Annotated in this window: 22 protein-coding genes and 1 pseudogene; 13 read left to right on the forward strand and 10 right to left on the reverse strand. The window is 37.8% G+C overall.

Annotated features, from left to right (window positions below; translation table 11 throughout):
- Positions 1 to 16 precede the first annotated feature (16 nt).
- Positions 17 to 1,942, reverse strand: a complete 1,926-nt coding sequence (locus MKY37_RS10710; RefSeq protein ID WP_340776864.1) for a translation factor GTPase family protein — start codon at positions 1,940 to 1,942, stop codon at positions 17 to 19.
- 99 nt (positions 1,943 to 2,041) lie between these two features.
- Between MKY37_RS10710 and MKY37_RS10715 the strand changes: the two genes are divergently transcribed.
- Entirely contained in the window at positions 2,042 to 2,218 is a 177-nt protein-coding gene (locus tag MKY37_RS10715; RefSeq protein WP_090567581.1) for a hypothetical protein, read from the forward strand.
- Between the two features lie 225 nt (positions 2,219 to 2,443).
- Entirely contained in the window at positions 2,444 to 3,676 is a 1,233-nt protein-coding gene (locus MKY37_RS10720) for an MFS transporter (protein ID WP_340776868.1), read from the forward strand.
- 93 nt (positions 3,677 to 3,769) lie between these two features.
- On the opposite strand, the gene MKY37_RS10725 is transcribed toward MKY37_RS10720, so the two are convergent.
- Complete coding sequence (locus tag MKY37_RS10725; protein ID WP_340776871.1) at positions 3,770 to 4,684, reverse strand: AraC family transcriptional regulator; 915 nt, start codon at positions 4,682 to 4,684, stop codon at positions 3,770 to 3,772.
- Between the two features lie 95 nt (positions 4,685 to 4,779).
- On the opposite strand from MKY37_RS10725, the gene MKY37_RS10730 reads away from it, so the two are divergent.
- Positions 4,780 to 5,580, forward strand: coding sequence for a serine hydrolase (locus MKY37_RS10730; RefSeq protein ID WP_340776873.1), 801 nt, complete (start codon positions 4,780 to 4,782; stop codon positions 5,578 to 5,580).
- 109 nt (positions 5,581 to 5,689) lie between these two features.
- Here MKY37_RS10730 and MKY37_RS10735 read toward each other — a convergent pair whose 3' ends face one another.
- A complete protein-coding gene (locus MKY37_RS10735; RefSeq protein WP_340776875.1) occupies positions 5,690 to 7,402 on the reverse strand; it encodes an FAD-binding dehydrogenase in 1,713 nt (570 codons plus the stop codon).
- An 88-nt stretch (positions 7,403 to 7,490) separates the two neighbouring features.
- Here MKY37_RS10735 and MKY37_RS10740 point away from each other — a divergent pair, with 88 nt between their 5' ends.
- From MKY37_RS10740 to MKY37_RS10750, 3 genes are all read left to right on the forward strand, one after another.
- Positions 7,491 to 8,441, forward strand: a complete 951-nt coding sequence (locus MKY37_RS10740) for a TRM11 family SAM-dependent methyltransferase (protein WP_340779901.1) — start codon at positions 7,491 to 7,493, stop codon at positions 8,439 to 8,441.
- Positions 8,442 to 8,465: 24 nt separating this feature from the next.
- Positions 8,466 to 9,110 carry a LytTR family DNA-binding domain-containing protein gene (locus MKY37_RS10745; RefSeq protein WP_340776877.1) on the forward strand — a complete coding sequence of 215 codons (645 nt, stop codon included), beginning with the start codon at positions 8,466 to 8,468 and terminating at the stop codon, positions 9,108 to 9,110.
- Between the two features lie 223 nt (positions 9,111 to 9,333).
- Positions 9,334 to 10,848 carry an acetyl-CoA hydrolase/transferase family protein gene (locus MKY37_RS10750; RefSeq protein WP_340776880.1) on the forward strand — a complete coding sequence of 505 codons (1,515 nt, stop codon included), beginning with the start codon at positions 9,334 to 9,336 and terminating at the stop codon, positions 10,846 to 10,848.
- 952 nt (positions 10,849 to 11,800) lie between these two features.
- Here the strand turns inward: MKY37_RS10750 and MKY37_RS10755 are convergent.
- The gene (locus MKY37_RS10755) at positions 11,801 to 12,613 is read right to left on the reverse strand and encodes a YitT family protein (RefSeq protein ID WP_445323064.1); all 813 of its coding nucleotides are present in this window, start codon (positions 12,611 to 12,613) and stop codon (positions 11,801 to 11,803) included.
- A gap of 241 nt (positions 12,614 to 12,854) precedes the next feature.
- Between MKY37_RS10755 and MKY37_RS10760 the strand changes: the two genes are divergently transcribed.
- The 7 genes and pseudogenes from MKY37_RS10760 (at position 12,855) to MKY37_RS10790 (ending at position 18,045) form a co-directional block, all read left to right on the forward strand.
- The gene (locus tag MKY37_RS10760) at positions 12,855 to 13,283 is read left to right on the forward strand and encodes an Rrf2 family transcriptional regulator (protein WP_340776882.1); all 429 of its coding nucleotides are present in this window, start codon (positions 12,855 to 12,857) and stop codon (positions 13,281 to 13,283) included.
- Positions 13,284 to 13,356: 73 nt separating this feature from the next.
- Positions 13,357 to 13,998 carry an NAD(P)-dependent oxidoreductase gene (locus MKY37_RS10765; protein WP_340776884.1) on the forward strand — a complete coding sequence of 214 codons (642 nt, stop codon included), beginning with the start codon at positions 13,357 to 13,359 and terminating at the stop codon, positions 13,996 to 13,998.
- Between the two features lie 3 nt (positions 13,999 to 14,001).
- Positions 14,002 to 14,214, forward strand: a pseudogene (locus MKY37_RS10770) (LLM class flavin-dependent oxidoreductase); the annotation flags it as partial.
- A gap of 385 nt (positions 14,215 to 14,599) precedes the next feature.
- The gene (gene adh, locus MKY37_RS10775; protein ID WP_340776886.1) at positions 14,600 to 16,120 is read left to right on the forward strand and encodes an aldehyde dehydrogenase; all 1,521 of its coding nucleotides are present in this window, start codon (positions 14,600 to 14,602) and stop codon (positions 16,118 to 16,120) included.
- A 57-nt stretch (positions 16,121 to 16,177) separates the two neighbouring features.
- On the forward strand, positions 16,178 to 16,534 hold the full coding sequence (locus MKY37_RS10780; RefSeq protein ID WP_340776888.1) for a DUF779 domain-containing protein: 357 nt from the start codon (positions 16,178 to 16,180) through the stop codon (positions 16,532 to 16,534).
- Between the two features lie 108 nt (positions 16,535 to 16,642).
- The gene (gene nfsA, locus MKY37_RS10785; protein WP_340776891.1) at positions 16,643 to 17,374 is read left to right on the forward strand and encodes an oxygen-insensitive NADPH nitroreductase; all 732 of its coding nucleotides are present in this window, start codon (positions 16,643 to 16,645) and stop codon (positions 17,372 to 17,374) included.
- The gene (locus MKY37_RS10790; RefSeq protein WP_340776893.1) at positions 17,371 to 18,045 is read left to right on the forward strand and encodes a DNA alkylation repair protein; all 675 of its coding nucleotides are present in this window, start codon (positions 17,371 to 17,373) and stop codon (positions 18,043 to 18,045) included. The genes nfsA and MKY37_RS10790 overlap by 4 nt, the downstream gene beginning before the upstream one ends.
- A 482-nt stretch (positions 18,046 to 18,527) precedes the next feature.
- On the opposite strand, the gene MKY37_RS10795 is transcribed toward MKY37_RS10790, so the two are convergent.
- The 6 genes from MKY37_RS10795 to MKY37_RS10820 all read right to left on the reverse strand — a co-directional run bounded on the left by MKY37_RS10795 (position 18,528) and on the right by MKY37_RS10820 (position 23,799).
- Positions 18,528 to 19,610, reverse strand: coding sequence for a CAP domain-containing protein (locus tag MKY37_RS10795; RefSeq protein WP_340776895.1), 1,083 nt, complete (start codon positions 19,608 to 19,610; stop codon positions 18,528 to 18,530).
- 14 nt (positions 19,611 to 19,624) lie between these two features.
- Complete coding sequence (locus MKY37_RS10800; protein ID WP_340776898.1) at positions 19,625 to 20,161, reverse strand: superoxide dismutase family protein; 537 nt, start codon at positions 20,159 to 20,161, stop codon at positions 19,625 to 19,627.
- A 107-nt stretch (positions 20,162 to 20,268) separates the two neighbouring features.
- Positions 20,269 to 21,438, reverse strand: coding sequence for an MFS transporter (locus tag MKY37_RS10805; RefSeq protein ID WP_340776901.1), 1,170 nt, complete (start codon positions 21,436 to 21,438; stop codon positions 20,269 to 20,271).
- A gap of 347 nt (positions 21,439 to 21,785) precedes the next feature.
- Positions 21,786 to 22,181: a MarR family winged helix-turn-helix transcriptional regulator gene (locus tag MKY37_RS10810; protein WP_340776904.1), complete on the reverse strand. Its 396-nt coding sequence runs from the start codon at positions 22,179 to 22,181 to the stop codon at positions 21,786 to 21,788.
- Positions 22,182 to 22,355: 174 nt separating this feature from the next.
- Positions 22,356 to 22,829, reverse strand: a complete 474-nt coding sequence (locus MKY37_RS10815) for a hypothetical protein (protein ID WP_090567619.1) — start codon at positions 22,827 to 22,829, stop codon at positions 22,356 to 22,358.
- Between the two features lie 70 nt (positions 22,830 to 22,899).
- Positions 22,900 to 23,799, reverse strand: a complete 900-nt coding sequence (locus MKY37_RS10820; protein WP_340779903.1) for a DHHA1 domain-containing protein — start codon at positions 23,797 to 23,799, stop codon at positions 22,900 to 22,902.
- Positions 23,800 to 23,802: the final 3 nt, after the last annotated feature.

The raw sequence follows: 23,802 nt of genomic DNA on the forward strand, positions 1-23,802 counted from the left end.
ACTATTCCTCCTTAAGTTATAGGCAGTGCATAGCTGCTTCTGCCTCATTCCAATAGATGGGATATCCTTTTCCTTTAGCGCAAAAAATAGATGTAGACGTATATTCAGGGTCTGCTTCTTTATTATAACCAAGTGTTTCAATAATTTCTTTTGTATTATGACAGCGATTATATCCTCCAAAGACTAAGCTTAGGGATCCTTTACCATGGGTGAAGGATGCAAAAACTGTACTGTAATTCATAAAGGTTGCCACGGGTACTCTTCCTTTTACGAGAACTTTATCTCCCATATTTTCTGGAGGTTCGAAGGTTCCTGCTGCTTGTTGAATATCGGATAATACTCGACCTATTAAGTCCATATGTACTTTAATCGAAAAGTCGTAGAATGGCTCGAGTAGGATATTTTCTGCTTTTTCCAATCCTTGACGAAGTGCACGGTACGTTGCTTCTCTAAAGTCACCGCCATGTGTATGTTCATTATGCCCGCGACCTGTGAGTAAAGTAATTTTCACATCAGTTAAGGCGGAACCTGTTAGTAAACCGTGATGATCTCTTTCAAAAAGGTGATGCCTAACTAGGTTTTGATTGCCGATAGATAGATCATTCGCATGGCATATATTAGCAAATGTAATTCCACTATTTCTTTCGGCGGGCTCGATTAGTAAATGCACTTCCGCATAATGTCTTAAGGGTTCAAAATGTCCATATCCACGGACGGAGTTGTCAATAGTTTCTTTATAGAGAATTTTAGGCTCACCAAAGGTTACGTGAAAACCAAAACGCTCCAAAACAATTTGTTCGAGTACTTCTAGCTGGATAACACCCATTACATGGACATGTATTTCTTGAAAATACTCATCCCAGAATACACGTAAAGAGGGATCTTCTGCATCTAGTAGTTTAAAGCAACGCAATACTTCCTTTACATGGATAGAAGCATCAAAGAGAACCTTGGATTTTAATGTGGGAATCATATCGAACTCAGTTTTCTGGGAAATAGCACCGATTCCATCCCCAATGGAAGCATTCGTTAATCCCGTTACAGCAACAAGCTCACCAGCTAAAGCCTGATCTATGGTTTTAAACTTATTGCCACTATACAAGCGAATTTGTGTTATTTTTTCGGTTTGTTCGTTGTAGGTTACACTATCACGGACTTTTAACGTTCCATTAACTAATTTCAAAAAGGTAACACGATTTCCACTTTCATCATGTCGAATTTTATACACTTGCGCTGCAAATGCATCGTCTGCTTTATAGGAGGTTGTAGTTAATAAATCTAGTTTATCTAAAAACTCTATTATTCCAAAATCCTTTAATGCGGAGCCACTGGCACATGCGAAGACTTTATTTTCCTTTATCATTTGCTGAAGAGTTATTGTCCATAAGTCCTTATCAAATCCGCTGTCCATATACGTTTCTAATAAGGCCTCATCTCGCTCCGCAATAAATTCAATTAGTTCTTCGTCGAAAGTATTTGTTATATCGCATACGTCCTCCGACAAGGTGTCACGTATTTCAACAAGAATGCTTGCTGGGTCAGTCCCTTCATAATCAGTTTTATTGATAAAGAAAAAAGTTGGTACTTTGTGTTTGCGTAGTAATTGCCAGACAGTTTCTGTATGACCCTCAATGCCGTCTACTGCACTAATAAGAATAATGGCATAGTCCATTACTTGAATAGCACGCTCCATTTCTGGAGAAAAATCTACATGCCCGGGAGTATCGATAATATTGTACGTAGAATTATTGTGAGTAAAGATTCCTTGGTCAGCAAAGATAGTAATTCCTCTATTTTTTTCTATTGTATGACTATCAAGAAACGAGTCTTGGTGGTCAACTCGTCCTCTTTGTCTAATTGTATTTGTATGGTAAAGCAGCTGCTCCGAAAAAGTAGTTTTTCCAGCATCTACATGTGCAAGAATTCCAATGGTTTTGTGCATGTTCTCACCTCTGAACTTAATTATAGCAAATTACGGCGAAAACACCTGTATCAGTGCTATACTAGGTAGACTAAAACAACGAGAAAGAGGGTATAAACATTGCAATATTCGAAATCTAAAATGGAAGAGCTAGTGAAATATAGCCCGGAGTTAAGCAAGCGTTTAAAAGAGGTTATGAAGGAGCATGATTTAGAGAAAAGCTTTGCTTTAAAGGCTTTATATCATTCAGAAGTAAAAGACGGCGGTAAATATCAAAGAGATTATCAAGATCTATGAATAATATAAGCGAACCGATGTAGTGATAAAATCGGTTCGCTTTTTTTATTTAGTCCTCTATAATCCCTGAAATCTCACTTTTAATTTGTTTAAATGCTTCTTGTAAGTTGAGTGTATCAAATCAAATGAAGTGGACGAGCCTATATATATTTTTGTAAATAACCGCAAATTTGGATAAGAACTTAGTTGATTCCCTCACTATAATCAATTCGAGGGGGCAATAAAATGAATTTAATAAGAACAAGAAATCCATATCAAGTTTACATCTACACATGTTTTTTATCACAATTATTTTTTACTTTTATTTTTACGGTGAATTTGTTATATCACGTAAAGATTGTAATGCTAGATCCATTTCAACTTGTTTTAGTGGGAACAATTTTGGAGCTATCTGTATTTCTTTTTGAAATTCCTACGGGAGTGGTTTCCGATTTAAAAAGTCGAAAGTTTTCTATTATAATTGGTTACTTTCTAATAGGAATTGGTTTTTTAATGGAGGGATTATTCCCTTATTTTGCAACTGTGCTATTGGCTCAGGTTGCATGGGGAATTGGGTATACGTTTACAAGTGGTTCTCAGCAAGCGTGGATTGCAGATGAAATAGGAGAAGAGCGTGCCTCATTAGCATTTATAAGAGGGGCAAAGGCCGGTAGTCTTGGTCAAGTCATAGCCATACCTTTAAGTATTGTAACTGGTTATTTTATGATTAGTTTACCAATCATTATTGGTGGAATATGTATGATTGGGTTAGCGGTATATTTAGTCATCTTTATGAAAGAAGAAAACTTTAAACCCCTAAATAAGATAGAAAGAATATCAACTTGGGAAAACATGAAAGGTAATATGAGCAAAATTATTTTTTATTCTAAAGCTAGCTTCATTATAAGAATGCTATTTTTGATTGCTTTATTTGTAGGGGTTTATAGTGAAGGTTTTGATCGTTTGTGGATGTCTCATTTTTTCGAAGTATCAAATATAGGCGCTTTGTCTGAAGAGAAGTTAGTTGTGATTACAGGAGCTATTCAATTCATAGTTGTACTTGTTTCTTTTGTAGCACTCCATTTAATGAATCGAAGTTCTATACATCAAAATCTTAGACATATTTATATCGCACTTTTTATAGGAAGTTTATTTATAATCCTGTCATTGATCGGCTTTGCTTTTTCGTCATTTGTGTTTGGATTGTTAGCCTTTTATATAGTTATTCAAGTGACGAGGAAAGTTATGTTTCCACTAGAGGACATATGGTTAAATAAGATCATACGTGAATCCTCTACACGTGCAACATTCTTCTCAGTAAAGGGCCAAGTAGATGCCATAGGTCAAATTGGAGGGGGTCCAATGATTGGATATATTGCAACAGGGTTTACAATAAAAACAGCCATCGTTGTAAGTGCAGTTTTATTAACTCCAGTTCTTTACTTATATAAAACTATTTTGAAGAGTACTAGAGTTTGAATAGTTTAACTACACCGATTTTTATTGATAGATAAAAGAAAACGATTTTACTTATATCGAATATTAAAAAAGCATCGGTTCTAGGACTGATGCTTATTTTAACCCTTCCCTTTCTTTAATCGGCAAGTAAATTTCCATATATATTTTTTCGTATTCCCAGTCATGACAATGTTCATCGTAGTACTCAAAGTCGTAGCTATCCTCATCTACCTCATAAAGAGAGTGGGGCAGCCAGTCTTCTAAAATATATCGCCAAGTTCCTTTAATAGAAGCAACAAATTGATCTACATTTACTAGAGGAGTTTTAAAAACGGCGTAATTAGTGGCTTTTATCTGCAACATAGTGATTCCTTCTGGTATGGGCGTTCCTTTATCGTAATTCACTGCAAATAAATAAGTGAAGCTATCCTTTAACTCTGGACCACTTAGATTAAAGCAATATTCTCCGTGTTCTTTTGGTGATAAGAGATTGTATAATGTTGTCTCAATAGATTCATCGGAAGAAATTCTTTGCTCCCAAAAAGCAGGGGCATCTCTTGTAAAAAACACCTTCTCTAAGAGACTGTCAAACGTTTTTCCTGCAATTTCAAAAGGGGGTTTAGAAATTATTTTAGGCTGCAGCACTATTCCTCCTGTTTTCTTTTGATGGAGGCTATTTAAATCTAATTTCTGGGGCAATGATACCGGACAATGCAATTTATAAAGACTTGGAGGACTACCAAAGCAACGTTTAAAAGCTTTTGTAAAACCTGCATGCGTTTTGAATCCATATTCAAATGCGATATCGATAATCTTCTTCCCTTGGAGTAACTCAAACAAAGCAAATTGTAGCTTTCTTTTTTGTACATAATCCATAACGGTGTAACCAGTTGTTTGTTGGAATATCCGATAAAAGTGATAAGGAGAATATCCAATAAGCTTTGCAAGGTTTTCTGGATGAATTTCTTCTTTTATTTGATTGTCTATATAATCTATTACTTGTTGTATTAATAGTAGTTGTTGTCTCATTAGTTGTGTACTCCATCTAAAAATGTAATTTTCAAAAAATATATTCTCAAATAGTCTATAATAAAACAAACAGATTTACTATAGGGGGATGAACTATGGATGGGCTTGTGAGCAAGATTCAGAAATTGATAGCACCGTCAAAAGGGACTTGGGGGATTGTTTTAGAGGACTTGAATTCAGGGGAGAAGTGGGAGCATAACGAACAGGAGCTTTTTTATGCGGCAAGTGTTATTAAAGTACCTATCATGGCCTCGATTTATAGTGCAGTAGAAAGAGGAGACTTGGCTCTAAGCGATTTAATAATCCTCGATGAAAAAGATTATGTGGGAGGGTCTGGTGTGCTTCAGCATTTTACTTCAGGCTCATCCCTCCCACTTCGAGATATCATTATGCTGATGATCATTCAAAGTGATAATACGGCTACGAATCTATTAATCGACCTTGTAGGAGTAGAGAATATCCAGAATACCATGAAAGAAGCTGGTATGATTTATAGTACTTTTTTTAATAAGCTCATGTTGAGTAAACCTAGTCCGAAAGGTGTTAATCGAATAGCCGCCTCGGATATTGCCATACTTTTACATAGGATGGCTACAGGAGAATTAGTTAGTAGCTCGGCAAGTGACCAAATGATAGAAGTCATGAAAAAGCAACAGGTACGCGATTGTTTGCCAGAGAAATTACCGTCTCCGTATTCTGATTTTGATCATGGAATGACGGCATGGGAGTTTGCCAATAAGACCGGGTGGATTCCGGGAACTCGTCACGATGTAGGAATTTTTTATGTAGGTGATCGGAAGTTTATCGCAACGGTTCTATCAAAGGATGAAGATGATATACTGTCAAAACGAATTCTTTCTCAAATTGGGGAGGAAATATATAAATACTTACTGTAAGGATGAGTTATTCTGATGAGGACAATTACTGACGACATGAATATACAAATCAGGTCGTCAGTAATTAATTGCACCTATCTCAGATTCTGTGTCTGTAATAGTCTTCAAATTAAATTGAATTTAGATTACGAACTAACGCTCTACCAGCTTCTCTTCCTGTAAAGATACAGCCACCTAAAAAGGTCCCTTCTAAAGAGCGATATCCATGAACTCCGCCTCCACCAAAGCCAGTTACTTCACCCGCTGCATAAAGACCGGGTACGGGAAGTCCGTTATCATTTAGTACACGACCGTCCAAATCCGTTTGAAGTCCACCTAATGTTTTCCTAGTCACGATATTTAATCGAACAGCAATTAAAGGACCGTTTTTAGGATCTAATAATTTATGGGGAGATGCTGCTCGTATTAATTTATCGCCTATATAGTTTCTAGCTCCTCTAAGCGCGGTGATTTGAAGGTCTTTTGTAAATTTATTATCCATTTCACGATCCCTATCGACTAGTTGACTCTCAATATGCTTCAAGTTTAATAGATTGTCACCAGTAATTTTATTCATACCATCTACAAGGTCAGCTAAATTGTCGGATACGACGAAGTCCTCTCCTTTTTCCATGAAAGCTTTTACTGGAGCGGTAGGCCCTGGTAAAATTCGCTTTAGTACTTGTTTAATACTTTTCTCGGTTAAATCTGGATTTTGTTCGGATCCTGAAAGCGCAAATTCTTTTTCAATAATTTTCTCTGTAAGTATAAACCAAGAGTAATCATATCCAGTTTTTTGAATAGCTTCAAGTGTTCCCAATGTATCGAAACCAGGGAAGTTAGGAGCAGGGAAGCGTTGTCCTGTGGCATCTAACCAGATGGAGGATGGACCTGGGAGTATACGTATCCCGTGGAGTGGCCAGACAGGGTTCCAGTTTTTAATACCTTCTGTATAATGCCACATACGATCCTTGTTCACTAAGCGACCACCAGCTTCCTCCGTAATGGCAAGCATTCGACCATCAACATGTTCTGGAACTCCAGAAATCATACGTTTTGGAGGTTTCCCAAGTCGTGAAGGCCAGTTTTCCCTTACTAAATCATGGTTAGCACCAATTCCACCACTCGTTACCATCACTGCTTTAGCTTCATATTGAAAATTTCCGATTCCATCTCTTGGGCTTGGTTCTCCACGAGCAGCAGAGCTAGGGGGCAATAATGAGCCGCTCACACCTTTAACTCGCCCATTGTCCATAAGGAGTTCATCTACTTGGTGACGTGGTTTATATTCAACATTTCCTTTTGACATGGCGGCACGAACACGGGTCTCAAAGGGCTTCACAATACCTGGTCCAGTACCCCAAACGATATGAAACCTTGGTACAGAGTTTCCGTGTCCATCTGCAAGATAGCCTCCCCGTTCTGCCCAACCTACTACGGGAAAAAATCGTACACCTTGTGCATGAAGCCAATCTCGTTTTTCCACAGCAGCAAAACGAACATAAGCCTCAGCCCATTTCCTCGCCCAATAATCTTCGTCCTCTTCCCGATCGAAGCCTGCTGTTCCTAGCCAGTCTTGCCAAGCCAGTTCATAGGAGTCGTGAATCCCTAATCTTCGCTGTTCAGGGGAGTTTACTAAAAATAATCCCCCAAATGACCACCAAGCTTGCCCTCCAAATGATGCTTCAGGTTCTTGATCTAGCAGTAAAACTTTCTTTCCTGCATCCGCTAGTTCAGCAGTAGCAACGAGTCCCGCTAGCCCTGCCCCTACTACAATTACATCCCATTCCATCGAATCCCCCATTTTTAAAAAATTCAGAAACTTAATTGTATTATATTCCATTAAATAATGAATTACTATTCACTATTGCAAAAATGATTTGAACAGAGACACATGGTATAATAGAAGTACTATTGGAGGGAATACATTGATAAACAACAGCCGACAATCGGCATTTATTTATACATACGCATATAATGAGGACGAACGCTCTCTATGTCATCTAGAGATGCGCTCTTTTTTTGGTATAGACACAGAAACGAAAATTTTAAAAAGTTCCATAAAAATAGATCCTAGTAGAAGCCCTTTTATGAAAGGGAGATTAGAGATTTTAGCAGAAGGGGACACAGTAGAGGAAATTATCGCTCAAGCCCCGAAGTTCGGATCAGAGGAAGAAACAAATAAAGTAATTTTCTTAAAAATAAATGACCGACAAGGCATTGATAAAATTGAGAATGCGGAGAGGCTTCAAATAACACGAACTATTGGAAGTGACATGCAAGGTGATTTCGATTTACATCATCCTGATCAGTTATTTGCAGTAGTTCCATTTGGTGGTCGTTGGTATTTCGGTTTATATACGAAAAGTGATCCTATTTGGTTTAATCATATAAAGAAACCGAGAGAGTATTCTACTGCTCTTAGTACTAGGGTAGCCAGAGCGGTGGCTAATATTGCAGTTCCTCATCCGGAAGGTATCCAAGCGATAGATCCTTGCTGCGGAATTGGTACAGTACTCGTTGAAGCACTGTCAATGGGTATAGATATTGTAGGAAGAGATATTAACCCACTTGTATGTGAAGGGTCTAGAGAAAACATTGCCTTTTTTGGATTGACTGGCGATGTCCGTAAGAGTGCCATAGAAGATATCGAAGAGATGTATGACATAGCAATTATAGATTTACCTTATAATTTGTATACAAATGCATCCTGGGAAGAACAGTTTACTATTTTAAAGCATGCCCGTAGAATTGCCAAAAAAGTTGTAATTGTCACGATAGAATCGATGGATGATCGATTAGAAACGGTTGGTCTATGTATAAAAGACCGCTGTATAACAAAAAAACAACAATTTACACGCGAAATAGTAGTTTGCGAGTAGGATAACGAAAAAGGGGATGGAAGGATGAAGGATTTATCCATAGTTGCCTTATTAGATGTTGTTGGAGAATTATTTTCAGATGAAGTATCTATAGCTGTCTCTGATACGGAAAAGTATATTTATTATCGACCAAGTAAACGAATTGATTTGAAAATTACTCCTGGGGATTTATTAAAAGAGGAGACTTTAGCTTATAAAGCACTGCAAAGTAGACAAAAGGTATCCGAATTTATCAATCGAGAGGTTTTTGGTATTCCATATCATGGGATGGCAGTACCTTTTTTGCATCAAGGAGAAGTAGAAGGCTGTGTATTGGCTATTTATCCAGCATTCACAGAAGGTAAATCTGTGATTACGATAAAGACACAGGATGGCTGGGTTCCGATTCCTTTTTCAGATGTTATCTATCTGGAGGCAAAGGATAGAAAAACCCATATTGTTACTAAGTCTTTCGCTGGAACTCACACTAGCTCTCTTCAAGATTTTGAGTATAGATTACCACGGGAAATGTTCATACGCTGCCATCGTTCTTTTATCGTCAATGTACATCAAATTCAAGAAATTTTCCCAGACACGCATTCAACTTTTTTATTGGCAATGGTAAATGGAGAAAAAATATCTGTCAGCCAGTCCTACGCAAGTTATTTTAGGAAGCTATTAGGATTCTAATAGAAAACGTTTGAATAAGGGGTAATTACTCCGACATTCAAGCGTTTTTTTTTTGTAATTTCAATAATAATGGAAGTAAAGAAACTATTAGAATAATTTGTTCTGTTCTAGTATAAAAATATTCTGCTTGAGGCAAATAAAAGATGTCTTCGACAAGTTTAAGCAAAATTGTGACAAAAGGGGGTAGAATTATTTAAATGCAACTTTTGAGGGGGACACTTACATGTGTAACAATTTAAATCGTATTAAGGATACTAATTTACATAGTTTAGTAGTTGGAGCGGAAGAAGCTGCCTCATGGATTCAACATGGTATGACATTAGGGTTAAGTGGTTTTACACGTGCCGGTGACGCGAAAGCGGTTCCATTAGCACTAGTAGAAAGAGCCGCCAATGAATCTTTTAAAGTGAATATATTTACAGGTGCTTCTTTAGGTTCCGATATCGATAAATTATTATCTGAAGCAGGTATTGTACAAAAACGATTACCATTCCAGGCGGATGCAACGATGCGCAAACATATTAATGCAGGAGATCATTTATTTGTTGATCAGCATTTGTCTCACACTTCGGAGTTAATACGTTCCGGCGTATTGCCAATTATTGACTTTGCAATTGTGGAAGCGATTTCAATTACTGCAGATGGAATGATTATTCCAACAACATCTGTAGGTAATTCTACAACCTTTGTTTCGCAAGCAAAAAATATAATTATAGAGATTAACGTAGCACAATCAGAAATGTTAGAAGGACTTCATGATATATATGAACCAGCTGCTCAAGGAAGCAGAGAACCAATTCCATTAACAGGAGTAGAGGATCGTATCGGTCTAATAGGTATTCCTTTTGATGCATCGAAAGTAAAAGGGATCGTATTTACTAACAATTCGGATTCACCATCTCCTATTGTCCCACCAGACCATGAAACAGAGGAAATGGCACAGCACTTGATTTCATTTCTTCGTCAAGAAGTAAGCGTTGGTAGATTAACTAATAAGCTAGCTCCACTTCAAGCGGGTATAGGGTCAGTTGCCAATGCAGTGTTAGGCGGTATGATTAAATCAGAATTCGAAGAACTACAAGTATACTCTGAAGTCCTTCAAGACTCTGTATTTGAACTAATAGATGCCGGCAAAGTAAACTTTGCTTCTGCATGCTCTATAACACTTTCACAAGAAATGATGGATAAGGTGTACGGCAACCTTGAAAAGTACCGAGATAAATTAGTGATAAGACCACAGGAAATTACGAATCATCCGGAAATTATTCGCCGTTTAGGACTTATTTCCATTAACACAGCTTTAGAGTTTGATATTTATGGAAATGTTAACTCCACACATGTATCAGGTATCAAAATGATGAACGGAATTGGCGGTTCAGGGGATTTCGCCCGCAACTCCAGAATTGCTATTTTTGTAACGAAATCGATTGCTAAAGACGGTAACATCTCTAGTATAGTGCCATTCGTAGCTCATGTAGATCATACGGAGCATGATGTAGATGTAGTTGTAACAGAGCAGGGTTATGCAGATCTTCGTGGGTTAGCACCTAGAGAGCGTGCAGAGCTAATCATTAATAATTGTGTACATCCAATGTACAAGAAGCAGTTACGAAATTACTATAAAGAGGCATTAACTAGAGGTGGACAAACTCCACATGTCCTAGAAAAAGCATTTTCATTCCATGCGAATCTTGCAAACAATGGAACAATGCTTGATAAAGAAAAAGCGTTTGTATGATAAAAAACCGATTCCATATATGGAGTCGGTTTTTTCGACTGTAAGAACTGTTTGTTTATTCTAGCAACAAGTCTGTCCAAAGTACTTCGGCAAAGCTAGAAACAGGTTTTGACCTGAAAGGACTGGGCATCTTTATGCCCGCTTTTTCTTAAAAGATAAGAAGCATATAAAAATGTAGCATGAACATTGGTTTCGTGGGACTTCAGTGAAGTGACAGTACTGCTGATTTCCGTTACAACGCACTTTCATGTTTCGAAGCTAGCGTAGCGTTGCAGAAACAGGTGGACGCGTTCCGCATGGTGAGCGATGAACCATCACCGACGCTCCGCGCTCGCCTGTGATGTTTCATCTGTCTCACTGATCCTGCTGGAATCGCCACCTTCCGCAATAATCTATTAGTATGTAGTACTTCACTATAAGATGTAGCATAACTTATCGCTAAGAAGATAAGATTGCTCCAATTTTAGAGAGTAAAATAATTATTTGTAATTGCTTTCGAGTGAGTAATACTATTATCCAAGAATAGATGGAGAAAGCAGATCTTTTTCTACTAGTGGAAAAAAAGAGAAATAGTAAGTGTTCGTACCGTAAAAAAGCGAAATAGCGAACGAAATTGTATCTTCGTGAGCTCCTGCTAGGAATAGAATTGTATCAGTTCTCTAGTTATCCAAAAACGCACTAACTTGTTTCTAAAAGTTGTAGAAGGACGACGGACAGGCAACTGCCATAAGATTACTGAAAAAAAGGGAGTATTGGTTGTGACGACTGTCACAACCAATACTCCCTAAAAATTCACTCGGTAATCCTATAGTAAAACGTCTGTCCAAAGCACTTCGAAAACGCTAGAAACAGGTTTGACCTAAAAGGACCGGGTGTCTTTTTTCGTTAGAAAGAAATGCTATTTACTCGGCATCTGCCTAGCTCCAGGGCATGTATATGCGCTTGTGCTTTTCTAATGTATATCTTTCTTTTTAAAGCGACCGCCTCGGACTTCGGCAATATTACCAACAGCTAAAAATGCGTGGTCGTCTATTTCTTCTACAATAGATTTTAGTTTTGCTTCCTCTAATCGAGTGATAACTGTGAAAATGACTTTTTTATTTTCTCCAGTGTATGCACCTTCACCGTGTAAATAAGTCACACCCCGTCCTAACCGATCCATAATAGCGTCTCCAATATCTTCAATATTATCACTAATGATATAGACAGATTTTGACTCATCTAATCCTTGAATCACTATATCTATCGTTTTAAAGGCAATAAAATAAGCTAAAAATGAATACATGGCTTGTTCCCAAGTAAATACAAACCCAGCAATTGCAAAGATGACCAGATTGATAATCATGATGATTTCCCCAACTGAAAACGGGGTAGCCTTGTTGAATAAAATGGCAAGTATTTCTGAACCGTCTAGAGAGCCTCCATAACGAATAACTAGACCAACACCCGTGCCTAAAACAATACCTCCAAATACTGTAGCAAGTAATAAATCAGGAGTAATAGCATCAATATTATGTAGGAAAGAGGTACATATGGATAGTATGGTGATGCCGAATAATGTGGATAAAGCAAAGGTTTTTCCTATTTGTTTATATCCAAGGAAAAAGAATGGAATGTTCAGGACAAATATAAAGATCCCTAAACGAATTCCAGTTAGGTGGGATAAGATGATGGATACGCCTACAACACCACCGTCTAATATCTGATTAGGAACTAGAAATAATTCTAATCCAATAGCCATTAGTATAGCTCCTATGGCAATCATGAGTAGACGGACAAATATGACTTTCTTAGGGGTGCTTCTGTGGGGGATCTTGACAGGTTTCATTTCACAAGTTAAATCACTCAATGTTCATCGCCTCTTTCTTAAAGGTAATCATAGTTTTAGTTTATAGAAAAATTCTGTATATAGAAAGAGGAATTAGTGTACTTTATAAACAAAAGCTAACTTAGTTGACAGAACAAAGTAGTTGTAATTACAATGGTTACATCGGAGGTAGAATAATATGAAAATAAGTAGTCGATTTACTGTAGCCATACATGTACTATCACTAATTTCATTAAATCAAAATGTTGTTTCTACATCCGAATGGATTGCAGAAAGCGTAAATACCAATCCTGTTGTTATACGTAGAGTGATGGGGAAACTGAAAAAGGCTGGTCTTATAGATATTCGTCGTGGGCTTGGAGGCGCAACTCTTCAAAGGAATCTAGAGGATATAACCTTACTAGATGTGTATAAAGCCGTTGAAGTAGTGGAGGACGGAGAACTTTTTCAAATGCATGATAACCCTAACCCTAATTGTCCGGTAGGAGCTAATATACAAGATGTACTAGAGTTAATATTAGTACGAGCTCAAGATGCAATGGAAGCGGTATTAATAGAAATTACTATGGAAGAACTAGTCAAAGTATTGAGTAAAAAAATTGGATGAATTTGAATCCTTTTTTTTGAAATAGTTGTAACTGATATAGTTACAACAATATGAATCTATTGGAGGAATTAAGATGAAAATCGGTATAATTGGAGCAACAGGAAAAGCGGGTAGTTTGATTTATAAAGAGGCAGCTGACAGAGGTCATGAAGTAACGGCTATCGTAAGAAACGCTGCTAAGTTAGAAAATGCAAATGGAGCAGTACTAGAGAAGGATGTCTTCGATTTAACTGGATCAGATCTTCAAGCATTCGATGTAGTAGTAAATGCGATTAGCGCACCTCCGGGTCAAGAACATCTTCATGTGAAAGCTGGGAAGTCCTTAATTGGAGCAGCTAAAGAAGCAGCCAATACGAAGCTAGTAGTTGTTGGTGGGGCGGGAAGTTTATATGTAGATGAAGCAAAAACAATTAAAGTAATGGATACGCCAGATTTTCCAAAAGAATATTTACCAACAGCAACTAACCAAGGTAAAAATCTAGAAGATTTACAACAAAGTGAAGGATTCGAATGGACATTTGTAAGTCCTGCTGCATTTTTTAATCCAGAGGGTAAACGAACTGGTTCTTATCAAACAGGCAAAGATAACTTTATCGTGAACGCAATAGGTGAAAGCTATGTGAGCTACGCAGACTATGCTATTGCGATTGTCGATGAATTGGAAAATCCAAAGCATGTAAACAAGCGCTTCACGGTAGTAGCAGAGGCAGAATAATCGATGGAAATAGATGTTTATACTTTTGGGGATCTTGGTCCAAATCCACATACAGGAGAAACGATCAGTGCTTCACAACGTTTGAAAGAAGTAATTGAACTGGCGAAGATAGCAGACGAGGTCGGTTTAGATATTTTCGGAGTTGGTGAACATCATCGATTAGATTACACCGTATCTTCACCAGTAGTAGTCCTTTCTGCCATTGCTCAGGCGACGAGATAAGTAAATAACATTTAAAAGTGGCTCGAGTACATTAAATATGTATTTGGGCCATTTATTGTTTTTGGTTGCCCAACGTTTAGGGCAGAGGGAATACAGCGTGGATCATAATGGGTTATTTCCTTTTTATTGAGTAAATGAAGAAGTAGAGCAAGTAAAGTCATAATGAACGCAAGTAAACCATCCGATTGGCGAACAAACAGAGGTATCCAAGCTACTTGTCTCATTGATCAATCAATATTGTTGAAATGTTTAGTATAGTCTGTCAAAATAACTTTAAGACTATTTTTTTATTTTAATAGTTTTGAAAGCGCATACATAAAGTGAATCTAGCATACGATATGGAATGTGCTAAATAGATATGTAGGGGAGGAATTAGAAAATGGTTTATGCATTTCCGAATACAGAAGGCTCGAAGGTTTCATTTAAGGACAAGTATGAAAACTATATTAATGGCGAGTGGACACCCCCGGTAAAAGGACAATACTTTGAAAATGTTACACCAATTACAGGTAAAGTATTTACACAAGTTGCGCGTTCGACTTCAGAAGATATTGAGCTAGCTTTAGATGCAGCGCATGCAGCAAAAGATGCATGGGGCACCACTTCAGTAGCCGAAAGAGCAAATATATTAAATAAAATTGCGAATAGAATAGAAGAAAACTTAGAGCAATTAGCGATTGCTGAAACATGGGATAACGGAAAAGCGGTGAGAGAAACATTAAATGCTGATCTTCCACTTGCTATTGATCATTTCCGCTATTTTGCAGGCGCCATTCGTGCACAAGAAGGCGGCTTAAGTCAAATTGACAACGATACAGTAGCGTACCATTTTCATGAACCACTAGGAGTAGTAGGACAAATCATTCCTTGGAATTTCCCGATTCTAATGGCTGTATGGAAGCTGGCACCAGCTCTTGCGGCGGGGAACTGTGTAGTACTAAAGCCAGCCGAACAAACACCGGCGTCTATTTTAGTTCTAATGGAGCTAATTGGAGATCTATTGCCTCCTGGAGTCGTGAATATTGTAAATGGTTTCGGGTTAGAGGCTGGAAAACCTTTAGCATCTAGTCCTCGGATTAGTAAAATTGCATTTACTGGTGAAACTACGACTGGTCGTTTAATCATGCAATATGCTTCTCAAAATCTAATTCCTGTTACATTAGAGCTTGGAGGAAAATCACCAAATATTTTCTTCGAAGACATTATGGACGAAGACGATGCATTTTTGGATAAAGCGGTAGAAGGATTCGTGATGTTCGCATTGAACCAAGGAGAGGTATGTACTTGTCCGTCACGTGTTCTAATCCAAGAATCTATCTATGATAAATTCATCGAGCGCGTAATTGCGCGCGTAGAAGCTATCAAAATAGGAAATCCACTAGATCCATCTGTTATGATGGGTGCGCAAGCTTCGAATGAACAAATGGAAAAGATCCTTTCTTATTTAGATATTGGAAAGCAAGAAGGAGCAGAGTGTTTAATCGGCGGAGAACAAAACAAATTAGACGGAGAACTAGCAGAAGGTTACTATATTAAACCAACAGTCTTCAAAGGAAATAACAAAATGCGTATTTTCCAAGAAGAGATTTTCGGACCAGTCGTTTCGGTAACGACGTTTAAAACAAAAGAAGAGGCACTAGAAATTGCCAATGATACGTTATACGGTTTAGGATCTGGTATTTGGACACGTAACATGAATACTGCATATCGTTTCGGACGTAAAATTCAAGCTGGTCGTGTATGGACAAACTGTTATCACCAATATCCAGCACATGCTGCTTTTGGTGGATACAAAATGTCTGGTATTGGTCGGGAAAATCATCTGATGATGCTAAATCATTACCAACAAACGAAAAACCTACTTGTAAGCTATAGTGAAAATAAGCAAGGATTCTTTTGATAAAGTAACCTTTAATCTGCCTGCCGATAATGCGGATAAAAGAAAGGGAGAGTGTAGATGGTTGAACGTGTAATTGCCACAGACGCTGCACTAGAACTCATTGAACTATTAAAAGGTAAGCACGGACCTCTTATGTTTCATCAATCAGGAGGGTGCTGCGATGGTTCTTCTCCTATGTGTTATACGGATGGCGATTTAATCGTTGGAGACCAAGATGTACTTCTTGGGAAAATAGGCGATGTTCCATTTTATATGCACAAAAGTCAGTTTGACTATTGGAAGCATACACAGCTGATTATAGATGTGGTGGATGGTCGGGGAGGAATGTTTTCTTTAGAAGGTGTGGAAGGAAAACGATTTTTAACGAGATCCCGAGCATTCACATCAGAAGAAAATAACCAATTACAGGTATAAATGAAGCGAAGTAAAGAGCTTATAGCTCTCTGCTTCGCTTTTCATTTCATCCAGAAGGAGGCTTCGGGTATACTAAAAGTAAACTTACGATGAAAGAGGGTTCTTACATTGGTTCAAGAGTTATTAAGAAAGCATTCATCTGTCAGAAAGTATAAAGATTATACATTAACTAAAGATGAAGTGTCCGAGCTTGTGGAGACTGCGCAACATGCTGCTAGTTCACATTTTGTACAAGCATATAGTGTTATATGGGTAAATGATGAACAGAAAAAAGAAGAACTAGGTAAATTATCCAAAAATCCTACACAATTTGAAACTGCTGGAGCGGCATTATTATTATGTGCTGATTTTCATCGATTACAGGTGGCAGGTAAATTACAACAGACAGAAATTGACATAGATACAACTGAAAATGTGTTAGTAGGAGCAGTCGATGTAGCTCTTTTTGCCCAAAATTTAGTCATTGCAGCAGAATCAAAAGGTTTTGGTATTTGCTATATAGGAGGAGTACGTAACGATCCAGGCGCAATTAGCCATTTGTTTGATTTGCCAACGGGGGTATTTCCTCTATTTGCAATTACTCTTGGTATTCCAGATCAGCAAAACGAAGTGAAACCTCGTTTGCCGGTAGCAGCAATATTACATGAAAATAACTATAATAGTGCAAAGTATGAAGTACTATTGCCCGAGTACGATCAAACAATGGAAGGCTATTATACAAGTCGTGGATCCAATCAAAAAATGGCAAATTGGACCAAGTCAATGGCTGACTTTCTAGAGAAACCGAGAAGACCACATATGGCTGATTTTTTAGCAAGTAAAGGATTTCATCTCAAATGAAAAAGGAGTGGACGATAGAGCAAGTTAAGGGCTATATGGAGCCTCGTCGAAATGACGAAAATGCAATTCCAATGGCAAAATATATGAAAAGTCACTTTCCATTTTTAGGTATTAAAACACCTGAACGTCGATTGCTTTTTAAAAGGATGACGACAGAAATGGAGCTTCCCTTATATGAAGATATGCAAAAAGAAGTATGGGCTTTGTTCCAGTTAGAGGAAAGAGAATATCATTACATAGGAATTGAATTATTGGCCAAGTATAAAAATCAATTGACTCTAGAGGATTTAACTTTCTGTCAACGTCTTATTGAAACGAAGTCCTGGTGGGATAGTGTGGATTCTATTGCTCCTAAGATAGTGGGAGATATTGTTTTAGCTAACAGAATTGAAGGGGAAGCTGTAATGATAGAGTGGGCAAAGTCCTCGAATATGTGGACGAATAGAGCCTCTATTTTACATCAGTTAAAATACAAGGAAAAAACGAATGAAGAGCTATTATTTGCAACCATTGAGCGCCATGCAGTGTCAAAAGAATTCTTTCTTCAAAAGTCAATCGGTTGGGTGTTAAGGGAATACGCTAAAACACATCCGCAAGTAGTACAAGCATTTGTAGGAAGTCACACACTAGCACCTTTAAGTAAGAGAGAGGCATTGAAGCATTTTAAATGATTTACATGAAAAGCGTAAGTACCCTTTAAAGTCAAAGCCAGTTTCTATCGCTTTCGTAGAGCTTTGGATAGACTTGTTGCTATATTTTAATCGACTGATTTTTTAGAGATGCTGGACGTTCATGACGTCCAGCATCTCTTTTCTTGGTAATTTTATAGCGTTTGAATACTAGTTGCATAGTTATATTTTATCTATTTTTATCGCTATATTAACTGTATCTATTTCTATCGTCTTAGCGATAAGACTATGCTAAATCTTCGTGTTGGGTACCACTCAGTACATTGATTGTATTGGAAGGATGCGGACTCCTGCGGGATGAGTGAGACAGATGAGACATCACAACGGAAGCGAAGCTACGGTGATGGCTCATCACTCCCCCCGCGGAAAGCGTCAGCCTAAAACGGAAATCAGCGATATTACTGGATAAATAAAAAAAGAGGTTATTACAAAAAATCAGTAAGCACTGACTTTTGAACAACCTTTTATTTTGTGAAGAAATTTTCTGTGTAGTAAGGAGTCGATTTTTCATCAAAAGCGGTACCGACGCCAAGATTTTCATAATGAACACTTAAAATGTTTTTACGGTGTCCCAATGAATTCATCAGCCCCTCATGCGCAAAGATGCTGCTAGTTTGACCATATGCTAGATTTTCTCCAGCATAGGAAAAGCTCAAACCATCTTCCTCCAATCGATTAAATGGAGATTTTCCCTCTAGGTTTTCATGACTAAAATAGTTGTGAATGGCCATATCCTCACTATGCTTTCGCGCGGTGTTGCTCACACTCTCATCATAGGAGAGAACAGAAAGACCATGTACTACTCGAGCAGCATTTGTGAGATCGAAAAGTTGAAATTCAAACCCTTTCTTCAGTTCGTCAGATGGCTCTCGAAAAGTCGATTCGTGATTTTTCTCAACAGATTTTTCGACTACTTGGATGGCTGTGATTGTATTGTTTTCATGAAGATCATAGAAAAATGTTACATAGTTTTGATCGATTAAAAACAAATCATATTCACCTTCATCAGGTAGGAGATAGATGATATTCCCTTTTTTCAGTTTCTTAATAGGTTCATCTAATCGAGAAAGTACTTCTTCTCTAGTACTATCCATTTGTAAGCCTAGAAAGGAAGATTCGGAAGGCTGATTGGTAAACATAGCATTTACCCTATTGTTACTATCATAGGAAACCATCATGAAGTTTCGGTAGTTTTCATGGTATGTATGCCATACTAAATTATATTCATTTATACTAACTCGTTTAGCATTACCATGAATTTTCTCAATCTCACTTTTTTTCATGCCTATTTTTATTTGGTCTAACTCAATGCCTGTTCCCGGTAGTGTTTCCTGATCTGACGCAATATGAGTGGCTGGTTCATCTTTTATTTGTGTCCAGTACGCTTTTGCTTCATCCCAATATTGCTCTACTTCCAGTGAATCAATCCATTCATCCACTGGCTCTAGGAATGACAGGTCAACGTATTCCACTGTATACTCTTCCCATAACGGTCTAGAAAAGAAAAGTGCTAAAACAAAAAGTAGTAACCAGCCTATTTTTCTCATGTCATACCCCCAAACTACTTGCTAATTTCTCCACAAACAATTCGATCTCCCGAATTGCCAGAAGGATCGGTTTTATAATCATCAGCATTTTCATGAATAATAAGTGCACTTCCATCAGCATCTAGTAATGAGTTGCTTTTTCCTGCTGCTAAAACTACTGCTGGAGATACTGTCTCTAATTCTACTTTACCATCTTCTCCAACTTCAATGTTAGGTAAATCCCCTAAATGATAACCTTTAGGGTTTTCAAAACCATGCTCTTTGTGAGTCGGATTAAAGTGAGCACCAGCTGTTTCAAAGGTAGGTTTTTCACAGCTTGCCTTTTCATGAAAGTGGATTGCTTTAACACCAGGAGTAAGTCCCTCTGCATTTAATAATATATGCACTCCTTTTGAATGCTCAGTCAAAGTTGCTTCTCCTACTTCTTTACCTTCTGTGTTTAGTAATGAAACCTTTACTGTTTCATTTAAGTCGGCATCTGCAGAGGGGAAATTACATCCTCCAAGTGCCGTGACCGCTATAAGTAATGGAATTACGATTTGCTTTCTCATCTAATTGTCCTCCTTGAAATACTGTATTGTTTCAAGTATTACCAAATTAAGGGCATATATATACGTGATAGATGAAAAAGTTACCAATAAAAAATACAACGTCTCGGTTAAACAGGACGTTGTACTTTCTTTACTCGTAATATAAACAGAACGAGAGCGATAACAAGGAAAATAATAGAGAATAGATATAAGTTTTGATAGCCGAGCGAAGTGGCAACAAGTCCTAAAATATAAGAACCTATTGCGAGGCCCGTATCGAATAATGTAAAGAATGTTGCTGTAGCATAACCACTGCGTTCATGCTTGGTAGACTGGATCGCAAGTGTTTGAAAACTTGGAACTACTGCACCATATCCTAGTCCGATAAATGCACCAGAGAGTAAGAAAAGGAAGGGCGAGTTCATATAAGCAAGTAAAGCAAGTCCAATCATGAAAGCGGCCAGACCAGGAATAACAATATATTTAGGTCCTTTTTCATCGAAAATTCGACCTGTAAATGGTCGTGTAGCTAGCATCATGATTGCAAAAACAGCGAAAAAGCTACTGGTTAAGTGGAGTACTCCTTTTTCTTGAGAGTAAATAGAGAGATAAGAAAGTACACTAGCATAAGAAAAAGCAACTAAACTAGCTATTAGTGCAACAGGTAACGCTTTTTTCTCAAAAAGATCATTTAACGTTAACTTCGATTTAGGAAAAACAGTTCTGGAATTTCTATCAGCAGGTATCAATAATGCAGCAATGGAGCCAACTAGTAGTAAAATCGTTAAGGATAAGAACATTGCATCATATGAAAAAGTTTGCATGAGAGTTAAAGCAATTAACGGACCGACAACAACTGCTAAATTTGTTGACATAGTAAAATAACCAAGTCCGGCACCACGTCTAGAGGTAGGAATATTATCTGCAGCCATCGAACCACTCGCTGTGGTGGCGATACTAAAGAAAATACCTTGTACAAATCGAAGTACCAATAAAGCTTCAAAGGGTTCAATAAAATAATATAGTCCTGTACATACTAGATACAGGAACAAAGTTAGCCATAATACCTTTCGTTTTCCAAATAAATCTAAAATTTTACCAGAAAAAGGTCGGGTAAGAATTGCAGAAACTAAAAAGATAGTCATTAATAAACCCGCATCTTCGTCTGTACGCGACAATACATCCGTGGCGTAGAGTGGAAGTGTAGATACGAGTCCGTAAAAAATTATAAAAATAGAAAAGTTTGTAGTAAACAAACTAATAAAAGCTTTCGTCCATATAGGCTCTTTGTTCTTCAAACTAATAATCCTCCTGTTTATCTCGCATTAACGGGCAGGCCGATTAAATTCGCCACGTCTTGTAGCAACATCGGCACTAGTACGTTCTGTACGTCGTAATCCTCCCACTCCAATGCTTGGTCCAAGTAATATAGGCATAAGTAGGAGACAACTTCCCGTAAAAGCCCGACGTTGAACATAGAAGAAAAGCGCCGCGTAGTGTAGCTTCGTCTATGTGACTCGCTTCCTGCGAGCCTCGGGCCAACCGGATGTTGGTCACTCAGGCATTGCCGCACGATGCGGCAATGCCTGAATTCATCTTTTCAATCAGTGGGAGATGAGAATACCCCACTGATTGAAGTTTAGCTTTATCTAATTTTTTTTAGGAGTTCAAACAACTGAACTTCTTCTTCTTTGGATAAACCAGCGGTCATTTGATCTTCAAATTCTATCATAGATGCTTTGATAGCTGGGTACTGTTGTAATGCTTTTTCGGACAGTTTTACAATTTTTTCCCGTTTATCTCTCCCGGAGCATATTTCAATCCAGCCAAGTTCAGATAATCTATTTACAGTTCTTGTAATTGTGGGTGCCTCTACATTTAAGTATTTCCAAATCTGTGTCAATGTCATTTCTTTATGTCGTTGTATGCAGTAGAGTACTGACCACTGAGAAGCAAATAAGTTAAACTGTTTTAATGTATCATTAGCTTCTTGAGTTAAAAAACGGGATTTTTGAAAAAGCTCATGAATAAGTGGATTCATTGTTGAGACGCTCCTTTAAAAGTAAATGAAATTTGTTTAGCTAGTTAAATATATTTTACTTTGTAACAAAGTATTTGTAAAGAGTACGTAGTCGTGAGCAATGCGAGAATTATCAAGAATTTTGATAATCCTCAAATAAAAAAACCGAGCAATATGCTCGGTAGATTCACCGTATTAAAAACATTGAAAAGAGGAAATTCTCTCTAAGTCGGTTCCGTAATAAGACCACCGGAATCCGTTCCATCTAAAACCAGCAATAGATCTTCTTCCGACATGAGTTGGGTAAAGCCAAAAAGCATTGCCATTATTCAACCATACATAAGTAAAGCGGAACAAGCATCCACGAATAGAGCCAGGATCTACAGCAAATACTCCGACACTCTGACTTTGTCTTTGTGGAACGAAAGATGGTGGGGGACTAGTTGGAGCTCCTTGTTGCCCACCCTGTTGCCCACCTGGTGGAAAACTAGGAGGAAATGATGGCCCCTGCTGCCCGAATGGAGGGAACATATTCCCAGGAAACTGTTGTTGTCCGAATGGAGGCATCATGCTTCCAGGAAACAGTTGATTTCCAAATTGTTGACCTTCAATTGAAGGGAAACCTTGAGGACCTCCTGAATCTTGTGGAAAAGGAAATTGATTGTTCATTGTTAAATCCTCCTTTCATAAAGTAATCAACTTAGTATATGTAAGGAGGGTATTTGTGGAACGGTGCCTATCAGATATAGGATATTACCTTTTCGATTAATTGCTCACTTGTTAAAATTTTCTCTCCACCACCTTGAGCCATTCGCTCATTACCGCCACCTTTTCCATTGATATATGGAAGGACATGTGCAATTAGCTCTTTCATACTTTGTTCTACATCGTTACCTTTTGCAGCAACGACCTGTAACTTGTCCTGGTTGTTGGAGACGAAAATACATATGGATTTCGGTGTTTCTTGGATTACTAATTTAGCTAGTTTTTGAAGCTCCTGCATGGATCTATTTTCAAGTATACAGGTGATTGTAGTTCCCTTAGCACTTTCTCTTAACTCTTTTGCTTCGTATGCTAAAAGAGAATTTGATAAATCTGCTACTTGTTTTGCGAGTTTTGAATTTTGCTCTAAGAGATTTTTTGTTGCATTGATTATTTTATCTTCAGGAGTGCTTAATGTGCTGACTAAGTTTACTAGTACCTGGTGCTTTCTATGTAAATGTGTAAGATTCCTTTCCCCACAAATAAACTCCACTCGAACAATTTTCTTCTGCCTCTCTGTTTGCAGGATTTTAATGGACCTCACTTGTCCTGTTGATGTTGGATGGGTTCCACCACATGCATTGTAATCGAAGTCGGGGATTATGACGAGTCTAATATTTTCTTTTAAAGATGTCGCTTTTCGTAGATTATAATTGAATAATTCCTCTTCCGTTACCCACTTTGTTTCAATAATACGATCTTCCAGAATGATTTGATTTGCAAGTTGTTCCGCTTCCTTTAATTGCTGTTCGGACACCTCCGTGACATTTAAGTCAATCGTGACTGTATCTTTTCCTAAATGAAAGCTAATCGTTTGAAATCCAAATAATTGTTCAAAGGCCGCTGATAGAATGTGCTGTCCGGCATGCTGCTGCATATG

Source organism: Psychrobacillus sp. FSL K6-2836 (assembly GCF_038003085.1).
In the GTDB taxonomy this organism is placed as follows: domain Bacteria; phylum Bacillota; class Bacilli; order Bacillales_A; family Planococcaceae; genus Psychrobacillus.

Excerpts from the sequence above, each read along its gene's own strand:
- MKY37_RS10735 (WP_340776875.1), bottom strand. The coding sequence starts at position 7,402 with ATGGAATATAATACAATTAAGTTTCTGAATTTTTTAAAAATGGGGGAT.
- adh (WP_340776886.1), top strand. The coding sequence starts at position 14,600 with ATGGTTTATGCATTTCCGAATACAGAAGGCTCGAAGGTTTCATTTAAG.
- MKY37_RS10760 (WP_340776882.1), top strand. The coding sequence starts at position 12,855 with ATGAAAATAAGTAGTCGATTTACTGTAGCCATACATGTACTATCACTA.
- MKY37_RS10820 (WP_340779903.1), bottom strand. The coding sequence starts at position 23,799 with ATGCAGCAGCATGCCGGACAGCACATTCTATCAGCGGCCTTTGAACAA.
- MKY37_RS10730 (WP_340776873.1), top strand. The coding sequence starts at position 4,780 with ATGGATGGGCTTGTGAGCAAGATTCAGAAATTGATAGCACCGTCAAAA.
- MKY37_RS10725 (WP_340776871.1), bottom strand. The coding sequence starts at position 4,684 with ATGAGACAACAACTACTATTAATACAACAAGTAATAGATTATATAGAC.
- MKY37_RS10750 (WP_340776880.1), top strand. The coding sequence starts at position 9,334 with ATGTGTAACAATTTAAATCGTATTAAGGATACTAATTTACATAGTTTA.
- MKY37_RS10720 (WP_340776868.1), top strand. The coding sequence starts at position 2,444 with ATGAATTTAATAAGAACAAGAAATCCATATCAAGTTTACATCTACACA.
- MKY37_RS10790 (WP_340776893.1), top strand. The coding sequence starts at position 17,371 with ATGAAAAAGGAGTGGACGATAGAGCAAGTTAAGGGCTATATGGAGCCT.
- MKY37_RS10780 (WP_340776888.1), top strand. The coding sequence starts at position 16,178 with ATGGTTGAACGTGTAATTGCCACAGACGCTGCACTAGAACTCATTGAA.
- MKY37_RS10745 (WP_340776877.1), top strand. The coding sequence starts at position 8,466 with ATGAAGGATTTATCCATAGTTGCCTTATTAGATGTTGTTGGAGAATTA.
- MKY37_RS10795 (WP_340776895.1), bottom strand. The coding sequence starts at position 19,610 with ATGAGAAAAATAGGCTGGTTACTACTTTTTGTTTTAGCACTTTTCTTT.
- MKY37_RS10800 (WP_340776898.1), bottom strand. The coding sequence starts at position 20,161 with ATGAGAAAGCAAATCGTAATTCCATTACTTATAGCGGTCACGGCACTT.
- MKY37_RS10815 (WP_090567619.1), bottom strand. The coding sequence starts at position 22,829 with ATGAACAATCAATTTCCTTTTCCACAAGATTCAGGAGGTCCTCAAGGT.
- MKY37_RS10810 (WP_340776904.1), bottom strand. The coding sequence starts at position 22,181 with ATGAATCCACTTATTCATGAGCTTTTTCAAAAATCCCGTTTTTTAACT.
- MKY37_RS10765 (WP_340776884.1), top strand. The coding sequence starts at position 13,357 with ATGAAAATCGGTATAATTGGAGCAACAGGAAAAGCGGGTAGTTTGATT.
- MKY37_RS10755 (WP_445323064.1), bottom strand. The coding sequence starts at position 12,613 with ATGATTGCCATAGGAGCTATACTAATGGCTATTGGATTAGAATTATTT.
- MKY37_RS10710 (WP_340776864.1), bottom strand. The coding sequence starts at position 1,942 with ATGCACAAAACCATTGGAATTCTTGCACATGTAGATGCTGGAAAAACT.